This window comes from Streptomyces sp. NPDC092369, assembly GCF_044755245.1.
Taxonomy (GTDB): Bacteria; Actinomycetota; Actinomycetes; order Streptomycetales; family Streptomycetaceae; genus Streptomyces.
Map to the genome: position 1 here is coordinate 309,583 of NZ_JBIVQP010000007.1, position 18,696 is coordinate 328,278.

Annotated in this window: 14 protein-coding genes; 9 read left to right on the top strand and 5 right to left on the bottom strand. The window is 71.4% G+C overall.

The annotated features are described in order from the left end of the window. Positions 1-75: 75 nt before the first annotated feature. From ACIQI8_RS36480 to ACIQI8_RS36490, 3 genes are all read left to right on the top strand, one after another. Positions 76-3,030: an SNF2-related protein gene (locus ACIQI8_RS36480; RefSeq protein WP_402360491.1), complete on the top strand. Its 2,955-nt coding sequence runs from the start codon at positions 76-78 to the stop codon at positions 3,028-3,030. Continuing rightward, a complete protein-coding gene (locus ACIQI8_RS36485; protein ID WP_402360494.1) occupies positions 3,027-4,313 on the top strand; it encodes an SWF or SNF family helicase in 1,287 nt (428 codons plus the stop codon). The genes ACIQI8_RS36480 and ACIQI8_RS36485 overlap by 4 nt, the downstream gene beginning before the upstream one ends. Positions 4,314-4,505: 192 nt before the next feature. Beyond that, positions 4,506-5,846 carry an esterase-like activity of phytase family protein gene (locus tag ACIQI8_RS36490; protein ID WP_402360497.1) on the top strand — a complete coding sequence of 447 codons (1,341 nt, stop codon included), beginning with the start codon at positions 4,506-4,508 and terminating at the stop codon, positions 5,844-5,846. Between the two features lie 7 nt (positions 5,847-5,853). Here ACIQI8_RS36490 and ACIQI8_RS36495 read toward each other — a convergent pair whose 3' ends face one another. Further along, the gene (locus ACIQI8_RS36495; protein WP_402360500.1) at positions 5,854-6,327 is read right to left on the bottom strand and encodes a hypothetical protein; all 474 of its coding nucleotides are present in this window, start codon (positions 6,325-6,327) and stop codon (positions 5,854-5,856) included. Positions 6,328-6,515: 188 nt separating this feature from the next. Then, positions 6,516-7,682, bottom strand: coding sequence for a xylose isomerase (gene xylA, locus ACIQI8_RS36500; protein ID WP_402360503.1), 1,167 nt, complete (start codon positions 7,680-7,682; stop codon positions 6,516-6,518). A 215-nt stretch (positions 7,683-7,897) separates the two neighbouring features. Between xylA and xylB the strand changes: the two genes are divergently transcribed. From xylB to adh, 6 genes are all read left to right on the top strand, one after another. Next, complete coding sequence (gene xylB, locus ACIQI8_RS36505) at positions 7,898-9,337, top strand: xylulokinase (RefSeq protein ID WP_402360506.1); 1,440 nt, start codon at positions 7,898-7,900, stop codon at positions 9,335-9,337. 37 nt (positions 9,338-9,374) lie between these two features. Next, positions 9,375-10,619, top strand: coding sequence for an ROK family protein (locus ACIQI8_RS36510; RefSeq protein WP_402360509.1), 1,245 nt, complete (start codon positions 9,375-9,377; stop codon positions 10,617-10,619). Positions 10,620-10,856: 237 nt separating this feature from the next. After that, complete coding sequence (locus ACIQI8_RS36515; RefSeq protein ID WP_402360512.1) at positions 10,857-11,870, top strand: acetamidase/formamidase family protein; 1,014 nt, start codon at positions 10,857-10,859, stop codon at positions 11,868-11,870. 40 nt (positions 11,871-11,910) lie between these two features. Then, positions 11,911-12,510 (top strand): N-acetylmuramoyl-L-alanine amidase, encoded by a 600-nt coding sequence (locus ACIQI8_RS36520; RefSeq protein ID WP_402360515.1) that lies wholly within the window; start codon positions 11,911-11,913, stop codon positions 12,508-12,510. Positions 12,511-12,581: 71 nt separating this feature from the next. After that, the gene (locus ACIQI8_RS36525) at positions 12,582-13,913 is read left to right on the top strand and encodes a GAF domain-containing protein (protein ID WP_402360519.1); all 1,332 of its coding nucleotides are present in this window, start codon (positions 12,582-12,584) and stop codon (positions 13,911-13,913) included. Positions 13,914-14,088: 175 nt separating this feature from the next. Next, the gene (gene adh, locus ACIQI8_RS36530) at positions 14,089-15,612 is read left to right on the top strand and encodes an aldehyde dehydrogenase (protein WP_402360522.1); all 1,524 of its coding nucleotides are present in this window, start codon (positions 14,089-14,091) and stop codon (positions 15,610-15,612) included. Positions 15,613-15,713: 101 nt separating this feature from the next. Here the strand turns inward: adh and ACIQI8_RS36535 are convergent, their stop codons facing one another. The 3 genes from ACIQI8_RS36535 to ACIQI8_RS36545 all read right to left on the bottom strand — a co-directional run bounded on the left by ACIQI8_RS36535 (position 15,714) and on the right by ACIQI8_RS36545 (position 17,743). After that, positions 15,714-16,628 carry a YihY/virulence factor BrkB family protein gene (locus ACIQI8_RS36535; RefSeq protein WP_402360525.1) on the bottom strand — a complete coding sequence of 305 codons (915 nt, stop codon included), beginning with the start codon at positions 16,626-16,628 and terminating at the stop codon, positions 15,714-15,716. Further along, positions 16,618-16,890 (bottom strand): hypothetical protein, encoded by a 273-nt coding sequence (locus ACIQI8_RS36540; protein WP_402360528.1) that lies wholly within the window; start codon positions 16,888-16,890, stop codon positions 16,618-16,620. The genes ACIQI8_RS36535 and ACIQI8_RS36540 overlap by 11 nt, the downstream gene beginning before the upstream one ends. A gap of 730 nt (positions 16,891-17,620) precedes the next feature. After that, positions 17,621-17,743 carry a hypothetical protein gene (locus ACIQI8_RS36545; RefSeq protein WP_402360531.1) on the bottom strand — a complete coding sequence of 41 codons (123 nt, stop codon included), beginning with the start codon at positions 17,741-17,743 and terminating at the stop codon, positions 17,621-17,623. Positions 17,744-18,696: the final 953 nt, after the last annotated feature.

The window sequence follows — 18,696 nt, forward strand, 5'->3', positions numbered from 1 at the left end:
CTCGTCCCTGAGAGCCTCCTACCCAATCCCGGACTCGGCCAGGTCACGGGTCGGCCGCTCCGGTGGATCGTTCCCATGCTGTACCCTCGGCGACCTCAGCGCCTGGTAGTCAAATTTGAGGAGTGCGGTATCGCTGTGCAGAGCGTCCCTGCGGCAACACCGTCCGAGATCTCCGAACTGGCCCGCTGCTGCGCCGTCTTCGTCCCGGGTGATCCGGCCCGTACCGGCAGCGTCGCCTTCTGGCGGCCCGACGGCAGCGCTCCGCCCCTCGTCACGGCCGGGTCCGCCGAGGAACTGACGGTCGTGGTGCCGGGCGACGACGGTGTCGGGCCGGTGAGCGTGCCCGCCGTCGTCCTGCCCGTGCGGGCCGCGCTGCCGGTGCTCACGCGTGCGCGTGCCGACGCGAACGGACACCGAGGAAGCGTGTTCTGGGGCGCGGCCTCCGTGCTGGCCCTGCAGTTCGTGGCACGGGGGTTGCTGCTGCCCGGCCTCTCCCCCAGGGACCACGACGCGTGGCGGGTGGGCCCGCTGTCGACGGAGGACGTCGACCGCGTCCGTCGGCTGGCCGCCACGATGCCGCCTGAAGCCCACGCCGTTCCGGTTGCGGCCCAAGCCCCACCGGTCCAGGCCCACGCCGTTCCGGTCGACGGCACGGTGCCGCCACGGCTGCCCGAACCGGAAGCGCTGCTGCGTGCCTTCCTCGACGCGGTGGCCGACACGCTGCCCCGCTCCCCCGCCGCCCCGCTCGTGACGGGCGGGCCCGCCTACGCGGCGCGCGAGCCGCGGCACATGCCCGAACAGCGCGCCTGGGCCGCCGATGTCTCCGCCGGCCATGACGCCGGCGTACGGATCTCGCTGCGGATCGAGGTGCACGGCCTCGCGGACCCTGCCCTGGACGAGGGGACGCTGTCCTTCCGGGCCGTTCCCCAGGTGCACGGCGTGACCGACCCGGGTCTCGTGGCCGACGCCACCGAGGTGTGGGGCGGGTCCGGTGTCTTCGGTCCACGCGCGCGTATGGACGCCCTGCTCGCGCTCCGTCGTGCGGCGCGGGCCTGGCCGCCGCTCGCACCGCTGCTGTCGGCGAGTGTGCCGGACGCGGTCGAGCTCGCCGACGAGGAGGTCACCGAGCTCCTCGGAGCGGGCGCTCAAGCCCTCGCCGCGGCCGGTGTCGACGTGCACTGGCCGAGAGAGTTGGCCCGCGAGCTGACCACCCGTGCCGTGATCGGTCCGCCGGACGACGCGCCGAGGACCGGGCGGCCGGCCTCGGACACGCCGTCGTTCCTGTCCGCCGACGCGCTGCTCGCCTTCGACTGGTCGTTCGCGCTGGGCGATCAGCTCCTCACGCGTGAGGAGCTGGACCGACTCGCCGAGGCCAACCGTCCCGTCGTGCGGCTGCGCGATCAGTGGGTGCTCGTGGACCCGCGTGAGGTCCGTCGCGCCCACAGTCGGCAGGAGCGCAAGATCACGCCCGTGGAGGCGCTGGGCGCCGCGCTGACGGGCTCCGCGGAGGCGGACGGCGAGTTGGTCGACGTACAGCCCACGGGGTGGCTGGCAGCCCTGCGGGAGCGGCTCGCGGATCCCGAGGCGCAGGAGCCCGTGGCGCAGCCCGCCGCGCTCGCGGCCACGCTGCGCGACTACCAGCGGCGGGGGCTGAGCTGGCTGGCCCGCATGACGTCCCTGGGGCTCGGCTGCTGTCTGGCGGACGACATGGGGCTCGGCAAGACGATCACCCTGATCGCGCTCCATCTGCACCGGCAGACGGAAGAGCCGTCGGCCGGCCCCACGCTCGTGGTGTGCCCGACGTCCCTGCTGGGCAACTGGCAGCGCGAGATCGAGAGATTCGCGCCGGGCACACCCGTGCGTCGCTTCCACGGGGCCCGGCGCAGCCTGGAGGCGCTGGCCGACGGGGAGTTCGTGCTCACCACGTACGGGACGATGCGTCTGGACACGGCCCGGCTCGCCGAGGTGCCGTGGGGCATGGTCGTGGCGGACGAGGCACAGCACGTGAAGAACCCGTACTCGTCGACCGCACGGCAGCTGCGTTCCATCGGCGCACACGCACGCGTGGCGCTCACCGGCACCCCCGTCGAGAACAACCTGTCGGAGCTGTGGGCGATCCTCGACTGGACGACACCGGGGCTGCTGGGCCGACTCGGGACCTTCCGCGCCCGGTACGCGCAGGCGGTCGAGGGCGGCCACGATCCGGCGGCCGGCGAGCGGCTCGCGCGCCTCGTCCAGCCGTTCCTGCTGCGGCGCCGCAAGTCGGATCCCGGGATCGCCCCCGAACTGCCGCCGAAGACCGAGACCGACCGTGCCGTGTCGCTGACCACGGAACAGGCCGGTCTGTACGAGGCGGTGGTGCGCGAGACGCTCGCGGAGATCGCGGCCGCCGACAGCATGGTCCGGCGCGGCCTGGTGGTGAAGCTGCTGACCGGGCTGAAGCAGATCTGCAACCACCCGGCGCAATTCCTCAAGGAGGAGCGGCCGAAGATCGTCGGGCGCTCCGGAAAGCTGGAGCTGCTCGACGAGTTGCTCGACACCATCCTCTCCGAGGGGGCGTCGGTTCTCGTGTTCACCCAGTACGTGCGCATGGCACGTCTCCTGGAGCGGCATCTGGCGGGCCGTGGCGTCGGCACCCAGTTCCTGCACGGCGGGACGCCCGTCACCGAGCGAGAGTCGATGGTACGGCGCTTCCAGGACGGTGAAGTGCCGGTCTTCCTGCTGTCGTTGAAGGCCGCGGGCACCGGGCTGAACCTCACCCGGGCCGAGCACGTCGTGCACTACGACCGCTGGTGGAACCCCGCCGTCGAGGCGCAGGCGACGGATCGCGCGTACCGCATCGGCCAGACCAGACCCGTGCAGGTGCACCGCCTGACCGCGGAGGGAACCATCGAGGACCGCATCGCCGAGATGCTGGACCGCAAGAGAGAACTGGCCGACGCCGTGCTGGGCTCCGGCGAGGCGGCGCTCACCGAACTGACGGACACGGAGCTGGCCGCTCTGGTCGAACTGCGAGGGAGCGGGCGATGAGCACGTACGACGGTGATGCCCACGACGGTGACACGGAGCGGACGTTCGCCGCGCTGCCGCCCGCGCAGGGGCGCGGCTTCGCACGGACCTGGTGGGGCCAGGCGTGGCTGAAGGCGCTGGAGGACACCGCGCTGGACTCGCAGCAACTCAGGACGGGCCGCAGGCTCGCGCGCGCGGGAGCGGTGGGTGCCGTGTCCGTGCGTCCGGGGCGGATCACGGCCGTGGTACAGGGCCGGGACGGCACGGCTCACCGGGCCGACGTCCTGTTGGCGGAGCTCTCCGGGGAACAGTGGGACCGCCTGCTGGAGATGACCGTCGAGCGGGCCGGGCACGTGGCGGCGCTCCTCGACCGGGAGATGCCGCCGCACCTGGTCGAGGACGCCTCGGCCGCCGGCGTCGAACTGCTGCCGGGCATGGGCGAGTTGGAACCGGAGTGCGACTGCGGCGCCTGGGACCACTGCGGGCACACGGCAGCCCTCTGCTACCAGTTGGCGCGGCTGTTGGACGAGGACCCCTTCGTCCTGCTGCTGATACGCGGACGGGCCGAACGCGCCCTGCTGGAAGACCTCCAGGCCCGCAGCGCCGGCCCTGCCGAGGCTCCTGCCGGGGCGGCGGGAGTGGACGCCGTCGAGGCCTACGCAGCCGGCGACATCCTGCCGCCCCTGCCCGCCCCTCCCGAGCTGCCCGCGTCGCCCGGCGTGCCGCCCTCGCTGGACACCGAGGTGCCGCCCGGGCCGGGCATCGATCCGGCCGCGCTGCGCCACCTGATCGCCCGGACGGCGGTGGAGGCACGTCGGCTGCTCGCCGAGGCTCTCCGCACCGGATCGGAACAGCGAGGCGTCGAGCCGGAGTTGACGGTTGCTCAGGATGCCGCCCGGTTGGCCGTGGACGCCCGGGACGAGGCGGTTGTGGACCGGCTCGCCGTCGGATCGGGGCGCGGACAGGGGGAATTGGTGATGGCCGCAGAGGCCTGGCGCCTGGGTGGTGTCGCGTCGCTGACCGTACTGGAGGAGGAGTGGTCCGTCTCCGGCGAAACGCTCACACGCGCGCGTGCGGCTCTTGAGTCGGCCTGGGACGAGGACGAACGTCCGGCGCTTCGGATGCGGGGCAACCGATGGACGGTCGTCGGCTCGCCGAATCAACTTCGTCTGGGGCGGGACGGCCGCTGGTGGCCGTATCGCAGGCAACAGGGGCGCTGGGTGCCCGTCTCGGGCACGTCCAGGGATCCGGCGACCGCTCTGGCCGCGTTGGAGCCGACGCCCGGGGAGGCGGCCGGCTCCTGAGACGGGCGCCGCAGATCGCGTCGGCGGCGCCACCCTCACCACGGAGGCGTGCCCGTCGGCACCCTCCGCGGCGATACAGGCAGCCCGTGTGCTTGGGCAGCCGACGCCCCCAGTTCACCTCTTGGTAGCGGCGCGTTCGCCACAGGGCCGAAATCTGGCCGCTGTCCACGAAGTTGTCACTCAGGAGGCCCGATGTCCCCGCACGCCACCGGCCCGCACCGCCTCAGACGTTCCGTCGCGGCAGGTGTTCCGCTCGCCGTGATCGCGGCCCTCGTGGCTGCGGGTCCGGCCGCCGGCACCCCGGCGCGGACCGCGCACGTCATCGACACGGCCACGCTCGGCGACATCCCGCTCGGACCGTTCAGCAACTCCCTGCTGCCCGGCACGGTGGCCAACGACAGGGGCATCGACCTCGGAGGCATCGGCAGCGACATCTACCCGGCGGGCCGCAAGAGCGAGTTCTGGACGGTCACGGACCGCGGGCCGAACGGGCAGATCAAGGTGTCCGGCAAGAAGCGCCGTACGTTCCCGGTGCCCGGCTTCGATCCGGCGATCGTGAGGATCCGCGTGTCCGGCAGCTCCGTGAAGGTGCTCGACGCGCTGCCGATCACCACGTCCTCCGGCAGGGCCGTCACCGGGCTGTCGAACCAGGAGGGGCGCGACGAGGCGCCGTACTCCTACGACGCCCAGACCCCGCTGTCGTACAACCCGAACGGACTCGACACCGAGGGCATCGTCCGTGCCGCGGACGGGACCTTCTGGCTCGTCGACGAGTACGGACCCTCGATCGTCCACGTCTCCGCGCGCGGGAAGGTGCTCACGCGTTACGTCCCCAAGGGGCTGCACCTCACCGGCGCCGACTACCCGGTGGTGGAGGCCCTGCCGGCCGTCTACCTGCACCGGCAGATCAACCGCGGCTTCGAAGGACTCGCCCAACTGCCCGGCGGCGACCTGGTGATCGCCCTGCAGAGCCCGCTGTCGGTGCCGGACGACGACACCGCGAAGGGGTCGCTCAACACCCGCCTGCTGCGCTTCTCGCCCAAGAAGAAGGCGGTCACCGCCGAATACGCGTACCGCTTCGACCCGGTGAACGTCGTGGACCCGAGCGAGGACGACACCTCCGAGCTCAAGATCTCCTCCGTCGTCGCCCTGGACGGCGACCGTCTGCTGGTCGAGGAGCGCACCGACAAGGCCGCGCGACTGCAGGTGGTCAAGCTCGGGCGGAGCGCGAACATCCTGGGCGGCGCCTACGACGACGACTCGACGTCGCCTTCTTTGGAAGAGCTCGACGACCCGGCCGCCGCCGGAGTCCCGGTGCTCGCCAAGAAGCTGGTCGTCGACCTGGGCACGGTCGCGGGCGTGCCCCAGAAGATCGAGGGCGTCGCGCGCGTGGACTGCGACACGATCGCCCTCATCAATGACAACGACTTCGGTATGACGGACGGCGCGGAGGCCTTCGACTCACAGGGTCGGCTGGTCGACAGCGGGATCGAGACGAGGGTCACCTACGTGCAGTTGCCGCACGGGATCTGAGCCGTCGTCACGGCAGGTCGATGTCCCCCAGGGACGGGATCAGCGATTCGATCCCGCTCGGAAGGTCGCTCGGAAAGCCACTGGGCAGCTCCGAAGGCAGCCCGCTGGGCAACTCGCTCGGCAGGGCTGTCGGGATGCTGAAGGACGGCGAGGGCGAGCTGCTGGAGCTCGCGCTGCTCTCGGCGGGTGACTTCTTGTCGGACGAGTCGTCGCTGCCGGAGGCCATCCACAGGACGACGGCGACGACGGCCCCGACCGCGACGATCCCGACCAGGAGGAGGACGAGCGGGTTCCGTCGCCTTCTGGGCGGCTCCTGCGGCGGCTGCCAACTCACCTGGGTCGGCGGCTCGTAACCTCCTCCGTTCCCATAAGCCCCGTAGCCGGGGCCGAAGTCGTCCGAGGGCGGTCCGAAGCCACCGCCCGAAGGCGGCGGTCCACCCGGCGGTCCGGGCGGCTGAGGCGGTACGGGCGGCATGGCCATACCGACCAGAGTCGCCTCGGAACGGACATGAGGCGACCCCCACGCGGAAGTTGATACGGGCCCATGCCGTGGACCGCACGATTCCGCGGCAAACGCGCACGCACGCGTGTGTGCGTCGCCTCAAGCCCACACGCGTGCGTGCGTGTACGAGCGGGGTCAGCCACACACGCGTGCGCGTGCCGACGGCGTCAGCCGCGAGCCCCCAGCAGGTGGTCCATGGCCAGCTGGTCGAGGTGCTCGAACGCCATCCCGCGCGCGGCGGTCGCCTCGACGTCGAACTCCTCGAAGGCGCCACGGTCCGCGAGCAGCGCCTGCAGCCCGTCCGCGGCGGTCGGCTGTGCCAGCTCGTCCAGACGCGAGGCCTTCAGAGCCTCCTGGACTTCCGGGTCGGCGCGGAAAGCGGCGGCGCGGTCCTTGAGGATGAGGTAGTTGCGCATGCAGCCCGCCGCCGAGGCCCACACGCCGTCGAGGTCCTCGGTCCGCGGCGGCTTGAAGTCGAAGTGGCGGGGACCGGCGTAACCGGCGGTCTCCAGGAGGTCGACCAGCCAGAAGGCGGCGCGCAGGTCGCCGGCGCCGAAGCGCAGGTCCTGGTCGTACTTGATGCCGGACTGGCCGTTGAGGTCGATGTGGAAGAGCTTGCCCGCCCACAGGGCCTGCGCGATGCCGTGCGGGAAGTTCAGCCCGGCCATCTGCTCGTGGCCGACCTCGGGGTTGACCCCGTACATCTCCGGGCGCTCCAGGCGCTCGATGAAGGCCAGGGCGTGGCCGACCGTCGGCAGCAGGATGTCACCGCGCGGCTCGTTCGGCTTGGGCTCGATCGCGAACTTCAGGTCGTAACCCTGGGAGACCACGTACTCGCCGAGGAGGTCGAAGGCCTCCTTCATGCGGTCGAGGGCCACGCGTACGTCCTTGGCGGCGCCGGACTCGGCGCCCTCGCGGCCGCCCCAGGCGACGTACGTCTGCGCGCCGAGCTCGACCGCCAGGTCGACGTTGCGGATGGTCTTGCGCAGCGCGTAACGGCGCACGTCGCGGTCGTTGGCGGTGAACGCGCCGTCCTTGAAGACCGGGTGGGTGAAGAGGTTGGTGGTGGCCATCGGCACCTTCATGCCGGTGGCGTCGAGGGCCTGGCGGAAGCGCTTGATGTGCGACTCGCGCTCGCTGTCCGAGGACCCGAAGGGAATGAGGTCGTCGTCGTGGAAGGTGACGCCGTGGGCGCCCAGCTCGGCCAGGCGCTGCACCGATTCGACGGGGTCGAGGGCCCGCCGGGTGGCGTCGCCGAACGGGTCCCTTCCCTGCCAGCCGACGGTCCACAGCCCGAAGGTGAACCTGTCGTCGGGGGTGGGCTGGTAGCTCATGCCGCGGCTCCTTGATTGCTTGCGACTGCTCAGTGATTGCCGGTGACTGCTTGCTTGCGACTATTTCGTCATGGCGGTTTACAAATTAGTATGCGGACGCATCCCTGGGAAGGGACAAGATGTCCCCGAAGGGGTGCGGTCCGGGTCGCCCAGGCCCTGGCACCCTCGAAACAGCAGGTCAGAGCCCGCAGAGCCGCGGAAAAAGGGAGAGCCCGATGTCAGCAGCCGAGGGTCCGCTCGTCGTCGGCGTGGACACGTCCACCCAGTCCACCAAGGCGCTCGTCGTCGACGCGGCCACCGGCCGGATCGTCGCGAGCGGCCAGGCGCCGCACACCGTCTCCTCCGGGGCGGGCCGCGAGAGCGACCCCCGTCAGTGGTGGGACGCGCTGTGCGAGGCGCTGCGCCAGTGCGGTGACGCGGCGCACGAGGCGGCGGCGGTGTCGATCGGCGGTCAGCAGCACGGTCTGGTGACGCTGGACGAGCGGGGTGAGCCGGTGCGCCCGGCCCTGCTGTGGAACGACGTGCGTTCTGCGCCGCAGGCCCGCCGGCTGATCGAGGAGCTGGGCGGCCCGAAGGCGTGGGCGGAGCGGACCGGGAGTGTGCCGGGCGCGTCCTTCACGGTCACGAAGTGGGCCTGGCTGGCCGAGCACGAGCCGGCGGCGGTCCGTGCCACGAAGGCGGTGCGCCTGCCCCACGACTACCTCACCGAGCGCCTCACGGGGCAGGGCGCGACCGACCGCGGTGACGCCTCCGGTACGGGCTGGTGGGCGGCCGGGACGGAGTCGTACGACCAGGAGACCCTCGCGCACGTGGGCCTCGATCCCGCGCTGCTGCCGCGCGTGGTGCGGCCCGGCGAGGTGGCGGGGACCGTGCGGGACAGCCATGAACTGCCGTTCTCGAAGGGCACGTTGGTGGCACCGGGCACCGGTGACAACGCCGCCGCCGCGCTCGGCCTCGGGCTGCGTCCCGGCACGCCGGTGCTGAGCCTGGGCACGTCGGGCACGGTGTACGCCGTCTCCAGGCGGCGGCCCGCCGACCCGACGGGCACGGTGGCGGGTTTCGCCGACGCCCACGGGGACTGGCTGCCGCTGGCCTGCACGCTGAACTGCACGCTCGCCGTCGACCGCGTGGCCGCCCTGCTGGGCCTGGACCGCGAGGCCGTCGAGCCGGTCACCGGGGTCACGCTCCTGCCCTACCTGGACGGCGAACGCACCCCCAACCTGCCGAACGCCTCGGGCCTGTTGCACGGGCTGCGTCACGACACGACCGGGGGCCAGGTGCTGCAGGCCGCCTACGACGGCGCGGTGCACTCCCTGCTCGGAGCGCTGGACCTGGTCCTCGACGAGGACGCCGACCGCTCGGCCCCGCTGCTGCTGATCGGCGGCGGTGCCCGCGGTGCTGCCTGGCAGCAGACCGTGCGTCGGCTTTCGGGCCGTGCCGTCCAAGTGCCCGAGGCAAAGGAGTTGGTGGCGCTCGGCGCCGCCGCGCAGGCGGCGGGCGTCCTGACCGGCGAGGACCCGGCCGCGGTCGCCCGGCGCTGGAACACCGCCGCGGGCCCGGTGCTCGACGCCGTGGAGCGGGACGAGGCGACACTGGCCAGGATCGCCGGGGTACTCTCCGACGCGGCCCCGCTGCTCGAACGTGGGACCGACTGAACTCCCCGACGGACGGCGACCGAGGACTGACCCAGGTATGACCGCACCGCTGCACGAGGCCCACCCCGACGGCCCGGGGCGGCCGTCGCACGAGGCCCGTCCGGTCGGCACCGCGCGGGCCCTGGCCGACACACAGCAGGGCATGCGCCGCCGCAATCTCGCCCGGGTCATGCACGCCGTCAGCGCCGAGGGACCGCTCTCGCGGGCCGCCGTGGCCTCGCGCATCGGTCTGACCCGGGCGGCCGTGTCGACCCTCGTCGACGAGCTCATCCGTTCGGGCCTGCTCGAGGAGCTGGGCCCCGAGCGGCCCGGACGGGTGGGCAGACCCGGCTCCGCGCTCGCCGTCAGCGGGCACGGTCCTGCCGGGATCGGCGCCGAGGTCGGGGTCGACCACCTCGCGGTGTGCGCGGTCGATCTGCGCGGGCAGGTGCGCGCGAGGGCCGTGCGGCACGGCGCCAACCGCGGCCGCTCCCCCGGCCCCGTGATCGAGGAACTCACCGAACTGGTACGCCGGGTCGTCACCGAGGCGGAACGCGAGGGACTGTGGCCCGCGGGCCTCGCGGTGGCCGTCCCCGGCCTGGTGGCGCGCGACGCCCGCACGGTCGTGCGAGCCCCGAACCTCGACTGGCACGACACCGACCTGGGCACGCTGCTGCCCACGGACTTCCCGCTGACCGTCGACAACGAGGCCAACTTCGGCGCGCTCGCCGAACTCTGGCTCGGCCGGGACACTCCGCTGGACTTCCTGCACGTGTCGGCGGAGATCGGCATCGGCGCGGCGGTCGTCGTGGCCGGCGGGCTGCTGCGCGGAACGCGCGGCTTCGCGGGCGAGTTGGGCCATGTGCCGGTGTGGCCGGACGGACCGGGGTGCGCGTGCGGCGGGCGAGGTTGTCTGGAGCAGTACGCCGGTGAGGAGGCGGTGCTGCGCGCGGCGGGCCTGGAACCGGGCGAGGACCGGGTCGGACTGCTCGCGCACCGGGCTGCCGAGGGTGACGAGGACGTAAGGCGGGCGCTGCGCGACGCGGGCACCGCGCTCGGCATCGCGCTGACCGGGGCGGTCAATCTGCTGGACCCCCAAAGCGTGGTCCTCGGCGGCGCGCTTGCGGGGCTCGCGCCCTGGCTGCTGCCGTCGCTGGAGGCCGAGTTGGACCGGCGCACCGCGGGGCCCGCCTGTCCGGTGTCGGTGTCGCGGCTGGGGTCCCAGGGGCCGCTGCTGGGCGCCGCGCACTCGGTGGTTCGGGCGGTCCTCGACGATCCGGCGGCGGTGGCGGGACGGGGCTGATCACGGCCCCAATCCCCGCTAAATTCAACGCTGTTCACTCCTGCGGGTGAGCGAGTTGTCCACAGCCGGGGTGTCGTCCACCGAAGCACGCTGTGCCCTTCTGCCCAACCGACGGGCGCCGTACCGTGATTCACGTGGGGCCCACCCGTCCCGCTCCCGAGCACATGTCCGAGACCGCCCGTGTCCACCTCGACGCCCCGCCCCGAGCGGCCTTCCGCAGAACGGAGCAGCACAGCGATGAACGACCCCCGGATCCTGACCGTACGGCCCGAACCGGGCGAGTACGCCTGGACGTTCGGCGGCGCGCCGCCCGTCGCCCGGATCGCGCCCGGCACGGTTCTCGACCTGTACACCGAGGACTGCTTCGCGGGGCGGGTGCGGTCCGAGAAGGACCTGGTGTCCGAGGTGTGCGAGTTCCCGTTCCTCAACCCGCAGACCGGACCTTTCCACATCGAGGGCGCGGAGCCGGGCGACACGGTCGCCGTGCACTTCGTGTCGATCGAGCCGGCCCGGGACTGGGCGGCGTCGACCACGGTCCCGCTGTTCGGCGCGCTGACCTCCACGCACACCACGGCCACGCTCCAGCCTCCGTTGCCGGAGACCGTCTGGATCTGGCAGTTGGACCGGACGCGGCGCACGGCGCTGTTCCGGGCGCACGACAGCGACTTCGAGGCCGAGCTGCCGATGGACCCCATGCACGGCACGGTCGGCGTGGCTCCCGCGAATCTGGAGGTGCGCTCGGCCCTGGTGCCCGACGCGCACGGCGGGAACATGGACACACCGGAGATGCGGGCGGGTGTGACCTGCTACCTCGGGGTGAACGTGGAGGGCGCCCTGCTCAGCCTGGGTGACGGGCATGCCCGCCAGGGCGAGGGCGAGACCTGCGGCGTCGCCGTCGAGTGTGCGATGAACACCGTCGCCATCGTCGAGCTGCTCAAGGGGATCGCCACGCCGTGGCCGCGCATCGAGTCGGACACGCACATCATCTCGACGGGCTCGGCCCGTCCGTTGGAGGACGCGTTCCGGATATCGCAGCTCGACCTGGTGCAGTGGCTGGTGCGCGACTACGGGTTCAGCGAGCTGGACGCGTACCAGTTCGCGACCCAGGCCGTGGAGTCGCCGTTGGCCAACGTGTGCGACACGAACTACACGTGCGTGGCCAAGCTCCGCAAGCAGTGGCTGCCGGCGCGCGAGACTCACCGCGGAGTGCACGCGCAGTTGCGGGAGACCGCGGCCGCGCTGCTGGGCTGAGCGGCCCATCACCCCCCCCACGACCGAAAGGCACGGCTCGATGGAGCAAGCGAGACCGAGCACCACCAGGCGACGGTTCCTCAAGGGCACCGCACTCGCCGCCGTCCCGTACGCGTTGCTCCCCGACACGCGGGCCGGAGCGCAGGCCATGGCCGTCGACTACCCGGGCGCCGAATGGCAGGCGGCGAGCACCTCCAACTACACGGCGTCGAACCGCCCGACGACCTATTCGGTCGACCGCGTGATCATCCACGTCACGCAGGAGACGTACACGGACACGCTCGCCATCTTCAAGAACCCGCAGAAGAAGGTGTCCGCGCACTACCTGGTGCGCTCCGCCGACGGTCATGTGGCGCAGTGCGTCCGGGAGTCCAACGTCGCCTGGCACGCGGGGAACTGGAGCTACAACACGCGCAGCATCGGCATCGAACACGAAGGGTGGGTTGATCAACCGGCCTGGTTCACCGACGCGCTGTACGAGCAGTCCGCAAAGCTCACGGCGGCGATCTGCGCGAAGTACGGCATCGCCAAGGACCGGGCGCACATCCTCGGGCACTACGAAGTGCCGGGGACGGACCACACCGATCCCGGGCCCAACTGGGACTGGACGCGGTACATGAGGCTGGTCAACTTCGCCTGACGGCGGGCCGACGCGCATCGTTGCGGTGAGCCCGGTCGAAAAGGTTGTCCGCGCGCGTACCCGGAGTGACGATGTCCCCATCCGCATCGCCCTTCGAGGAGGCCCAGTTGACCGATCCGTGGGTGGCCCTCGAACCGGGGGCCGACCCGGCCGAGCACGCGCGGATGCTGCGTCGCGCGCACGAGACGTTCACCGAGAGGGGCACGGTGCCCCGGCCGGTGCGTTCGGTGGTGGCCGAGTCGTGGCGGCGTTCCAGGCGGGCCGGGGTGGGGCCCGACGGCACGGCGAGTGTGGATCTCACGGACGGTGACCTCGGCGCCTACCGGGCCGAGCATCCGCTGGCGCGGGTGATGCCGCTGTTCCGCGAGCTCATGGGAACGTTCGCGGCCGACGGCGAGCATCTGCTCGCCGTGTGCGACGCGCAGGGCAGGCTGTTGTGGGTCGAGGGGCACGCGTCGACCCGGCGCGAGGCCGGGCTGATGAACTTCGTGCCGGGTGCCCGTTGGGCGGAGACGGCGATGGGGACGAACGCACCGGGGACGGCGGTGGCGGTCGACCGGCCGGTGCAGGTCTTCGCCGCCGAGCACTTCGCCCGGCGGGTGCAGCCCTGGACGTGCGCGGCTGCTCCGGTGCACGATCCGCGCACCGGGCGGGTGCTCGGTGCCGTGGACATCACCGGCGGGGACGGGCTCGCGCATCCGCACAGTCTGGGCTTCGTGCAGGCGGTCGCGCGGGCCGCGGAGAGCCAGTTGGCGCTGCTCGCCCCGGAGTGGCCGGCGGCGGACACGCTGGAGCTGACGGCGCTGGGCCGTGACGAGGCGCACCTGGTCACGGGCGGGCACGCGATCAGGCTCAGCCGCCGGCACAGCGAGATCCTCGTGCTGCTCGCCCGGCATCCGGAGGGGCTGACCGGCGACGAGTTGCTGTGCGCGCTGTACGAGGACGAGTCGGTGGAGCCGGTGACACTGCGCGCCGAACTGGCCCGGTTGCGCCGGATCCTGGGCCCGGGGCTGCTCGATTCGCGGCCGTACCGGCTCACCGTGCCCGTGGAGAGTGATGTCGCCGTCGTCGAGCGGCGGCTGGAGACGGGGGCGGTCACCGCCGCCGCGACGGCGTACGCCGGGCCCTTGTTGCCCGGGTCCCAGGCCCCGGCGGTGGTGCGGCTCAGGCACCGCCTCGCCGACGGACTGCGTACGGCGTTGATCGCCCGCCGTGATCCCGACCTGCTGGCCGACTGGGCGCACTCGCCGTGGGGCGAGGACGACCTCGACGTGTGGCGGGCGCTCTCCGTGGTCCGGCCGACGGCGGCGGTCCGGGCCCGGCTCGCGGCGCTGGAGTCCGAGTTGGCGGCGCCGGCCGCCTGGACGTCACCCGCGCCGCGCCGGGTCCGCTGGGCACCGTAGGACATGCGCGGCACCGTACGGAGGGAGTGCCGATCGGGCGTGGTGCCAGGCGTGGTGCCACAGGAGCTCGTCGGCGTGCGGCATGGCAGGCAACGTAGTTGCAACGTCCTCGCTCCTAGCGTTCCGGGGAACGCTGCCCAACGGCGGGCGGCGGTGCTGAAGGAGGCCGACCAGCATGACCCGTTACGCGGCGCCCGGAACCGAGGGCGCGATCGTCTCCTACCAGGCGCGTTACGACCACTTCATCGGCGGCGAGTACGTGCCGCCCGCGCGGGGGCAGTACTTCGAGAACCCGTCACCGGTGAACGGGGAGTCCTTCACCGAGATCGCGCGCGGCACGGCCGAGGACGTGGAGCGGGCCCTGGACGCGGCGCACGCGGCCGCGCCGGGCTGGGGCCGTACGTCGGTGACGGCGCGCGCGGACATCCTGCTGAAGATCGCCGACCGGATGGAGGCCAATCTCGAAGCGCTGGCGGTCGCCGAGAGCTGGGAGAACGGCAAGCCGGTGCGCGAGACGCTGGCGGCCGACATCCCGCTGGCCATCGACCACTTCCGGTACTTCGCGGGCGCGATCCGCGCGCAGGAGGGCTCGGTCGGCGAGCTCGACGACGACACGGTGGCGTACCACTTCCACGAGCCGCTGGGTGTGGTCGCGCAGATCATCCCGTGGAACTTCCCGATCCTGATGGCCACGTGGAAGCTGGCGCCGGCCCTCGCCGCGGGCAACGCGGTCGTCATCAAGCCCGCCGAGCAGACCCCGGCGTCCATCCACTACTGGATGAGCCTGGTCGCCGACCTGCTGCCGCCGGGTGTGGTGAACATCGTGAACGGCTTCGGTGTCGAGGCGGGCAAGCCGCTCGCGTCGAGCGCGCGGGTGGCGAAGGTGGCGTTCACGGGTGAGACCACGACGGGGCGGCTGATCATGCAGTACGCCTCGGAGAACATCAAGCCGGTCACGCTGGAGCTCGGGGGCAAGTCGCCGAACATCTTCTTCGACGACGTGTGGGCGCACAACGACGACTTCCGCGACAAGGCGCTCGAGGGCTTCACGATGTTCGCGCTCAACCAGGGCGAGGTCTGCACGTGCCCCTCCCGGGCGCTCGTCCAGCGCGGCCACTACGCCGAGTTCATGGAGGCGGCCGTCGCCCGCACCGAGCTGATCAAGCCGGGCCACCCGCTGGACACCGACACGATGATCGGCGCCCAGGCCTCCAACGACCAGCTGGAGAAGATCCTCTCCTACCTGGACATCGGCAAGCAGGAGGGCGCGCGCGTCCTCACCGGTGGCGAACGCCTCGACCACGACGGCGAGTTGAAGGGCGGCTACTACGTCCAGCCGACCATCTTCGAGGGCGACAACCGGATGCGGATCTTCCAGGAGGAGATCTTCGGCCCGGTCGTCTCCGTGACGTCGTTCGACGACTTCGACGACGCCATCAAGCTCGCCAACGACACGCTGTACGGCCTCGGCGCCGGTGTGTGGACGCGGGACATCAACACGGCCTACCGCGCGGGCCGTTCGATCCAGGCGGGCCGCGTCTGGACGAACTGCTACCACGCCTACCCCGCGCACGCGGCGTTCGGCGGCTACAAGCAGTCCGGCATCGGACGCGAGAACCACAAGATGATGCTGGAGCACTACCAGCAGACGAAGAACCTGCTGGTGTCGTACTCGCCGAAGAAGCTGGGCTTCTTCTAGGGTCAAACGAAAGGGTGCCTGAACTGGGAAAACTCCCGTCAGGCACCCTTCGCCTCGACCACTAAGGTCGCGCGTCGACCACTAAGGCCGAGAGTTGACCACTAGGGCCGCGAGGAGACCTGTTCCTCTCCGGCACTTCCCTTCCGCCGGCCCGCGAGTTCCGCGGCGAACTGCGCGCCGGTCAGCAGGGCGAGGTTGGACAGCCACAGCCAGATCAGGAAGACGACGACGCCGGCGAGTGAGCCGTAGAGCCTGCTGTAGGCACCGATGGTGGCGGCGTACGAGGAGAACCCCGCGGAGACCGTCAGCCACAGCCCGGCGGCCAGCGCTCCGCCGGGCAGGCTGTGCCGACCCCGGCGGGCGGAGGGCGGTCCGGTGTGGAAGACGACCACCACGAGCAGGGCGACCAAGCACAGCAGCACCGGCCAGCGCAGCAGGCTCCATGCCCAGGCCGCCGTGTGGTCCAGGCCGAAGGCGCGGCCCAGGGTCTCGGCGAGCGGGCCGGTCAGCAGGAGAGTCAGCGAGCCGAACAGGAGCAGCCCGAGCAGGCCGAGCGCGGTGAGGATGATGCGGGGTGCCTTGCGCCAGGGGGAGCGCCGGTCCTCGACGCGGTGCATGCGATGCAGGGCACGGCGGAAGACGGCCAGGTAACTGGACGCCGACCACAGGGCGCTGGCCACGCCGACCGCGAGCAGGGGCCAGGTCGTGCCGTCCGTGCGCAGCGCGTGGGTCAGCACCGCGTGAAGATCGGCCCCGGCCTCGGCCGGCGCGTAGGCCGTGACATGGGTGACGAATTCCTGGGCGGTGTCCGGGCTGATCATCCCGAACGCCAGGACGGCGGCCAGCATCGCGGGCAGCACGGCGAGGATCGCGTAGTACGTCAGGGCCGCCGCGTAGTCGGACATGTCGTCGTTCCACAGAGCCACCGGAGTACGCCGTAGGGCCGGCCACCAGTTCGCCGGGAGCCGGGGACGCAGGAGCCGGCGGGCGACCGCGGCATACGGCTCAGCCGACATGAGGTGTGCCGTTCCGTTGAGTGTCAGGGGTCTCGGGGATACCGCGAGCCATGACGGACTGTGTTCGTCCGCGGAACATCTCCGACCTTCCCTCGCGGACGGACGCGGAGGCTTTCGCCGTACGAGCCCTGGACTCGCCGGGGCGGGCCTCGGTGGCCGGCCGTGTGCCGCCGACCCGCACCTCCCGGACCCCGTCGTCGCCGGAGAACCCCGCGAACGCCGACGCCGTGTCCGGGATCGCCCCCACGAACCGTGTGCTCATCCCCATCCCTGCCCTCATCCGCCTCTCACCGGATCCTCCGGATCCACTCCCGACGGCTGCCCCGTCGACGTGCGGTTACGCGCTCCGCAGCCCCGTTCACTTGGTTGGACCCGTCCCGGCCGCGCCTGTGACACGGCGACCGGGAAACGTCGGGGCCATGGCAGGCGTACTGCCCTGAACTGCAGGTGAGGCACCGGAGCGGTCGTGATCAGATGCCCGACGGCGGTCCACACCCCCACCGCGGTCGCGAACCGGAACCTGCGCACGCGGCCGACCGAGACCGGATCCGGGCCGGGCCCAACCGGCAGACCGGCCGGTCTGATGGTTGGGTGGACGAGGCGGCGCGGCAAACGGAGTGGGCGGGGCCGGCAACGGACGAACCCCGGTACCCGTCCCGGCGCCATGAGGGGGAGGGCATGGGCTGATGGTGGGTCAGGAATTGAGCGTCATGACCGTATGACAACCGGCATCAGTCTCGCGAGACGCCCGGTCCCGACCTTCACCTGTGTGCCGTAACGGGAAGCGAACTGGGGTTCCGTCTGCGGTTTTCGTGCACTCGACGAGGCGGCCGAGATGACCCACCATGGCGAGGGCGGCACTCAGCAGAGCCGGGTTCGGAAAGACCTGACCGACCTGCTCTGGTGCCGTTCCGGGAGCCACACGGAGGCGAAACTCATTTCCTAAACGCCCCGCCCCCCACTTGCACGCAACCCACGTCCTCGGCGGTGACCTAGACGGTGGCGAGGTTGTCGGTGTAGGCCCCGACCCACGCCGTGTAGATGGCGCGGGCGGTGGAGTCGAGCAGGACAGCCCGGCGGTCACAGGCCAGCGGAAGGACGAACTTCCTCCACATCACCTAAAGTCCGTCTGCCGCCCCGCCAAGTGATTCGTTGTCCCCCCACGTCGATGGGGTGTCGAACACACACCGGTTCGATCATGAATGCCCGTCGCAACGCCCGGGTCTACGGAACCTTCCCCAGCGCAGCGAAGCCCATCTGAACTGGACATCATCACCCTTATGGGCAGGCGACTGGCCCGGAAGAGGCCTGGTCCCAACTGGGCGAAGAACCTGCGCAGCCAGCACGAGGACACGGCGAGAGCCGAGCATGTCAGTACCAACTGGCGGGATCCGCCGCGTGACTTACTCATTACCTGAGTCCTGGATCCGCATCGAGACGTGGCTCGCGAACAACGCGCCGCGCACGTTCGCCGAGCTGGCGCCCTCGCCGAGTGCGTGGCGATCACGATGGCAGAAGAGGCGATCGACGTGATCTTCCCCCACTCGCCAGCAGTGTCACTCCTTCGCCATGACGGCACAGCGGGCGGCGTCCTTCCACCACCGGTTTGGATGAGGCTGAGCACACAGCACATCGTCGACGCCTGGACGAGTCGGACCGACATCAAATGGCCCGGAACCGCCGGACGCCGAATGGACGGGCGATCCCGAGCGCGAGTACGGGCCATGGTGGCACCGGCAATGGATCCCGTTCGCCGCACTCGGCGCCGGCGACCAGCTGGTGATCGATCAGCGTTCGACCCGCCAGCGTGGACGGATCGGAGCTGCTGACCACGAGGTTGACTGGCACTTCAAAACCCACCCGATGTGGACCTCTCTTCCCCAGCTACTAGACATGACGGCTACGGCGATCGAGACCGGCGGTCTCCTGGACTGCTACGAAGGAGTCGTCATCGATGAGCGAGAGCTGAGATGGGAGTTTTGACCGGACGACAAACAGTTCAATGACGCTCCCTGAGCGCCGGGCAGGCCATGCACCTGCAGATCCTCGCAGGAAGCGAGGCGTCTTG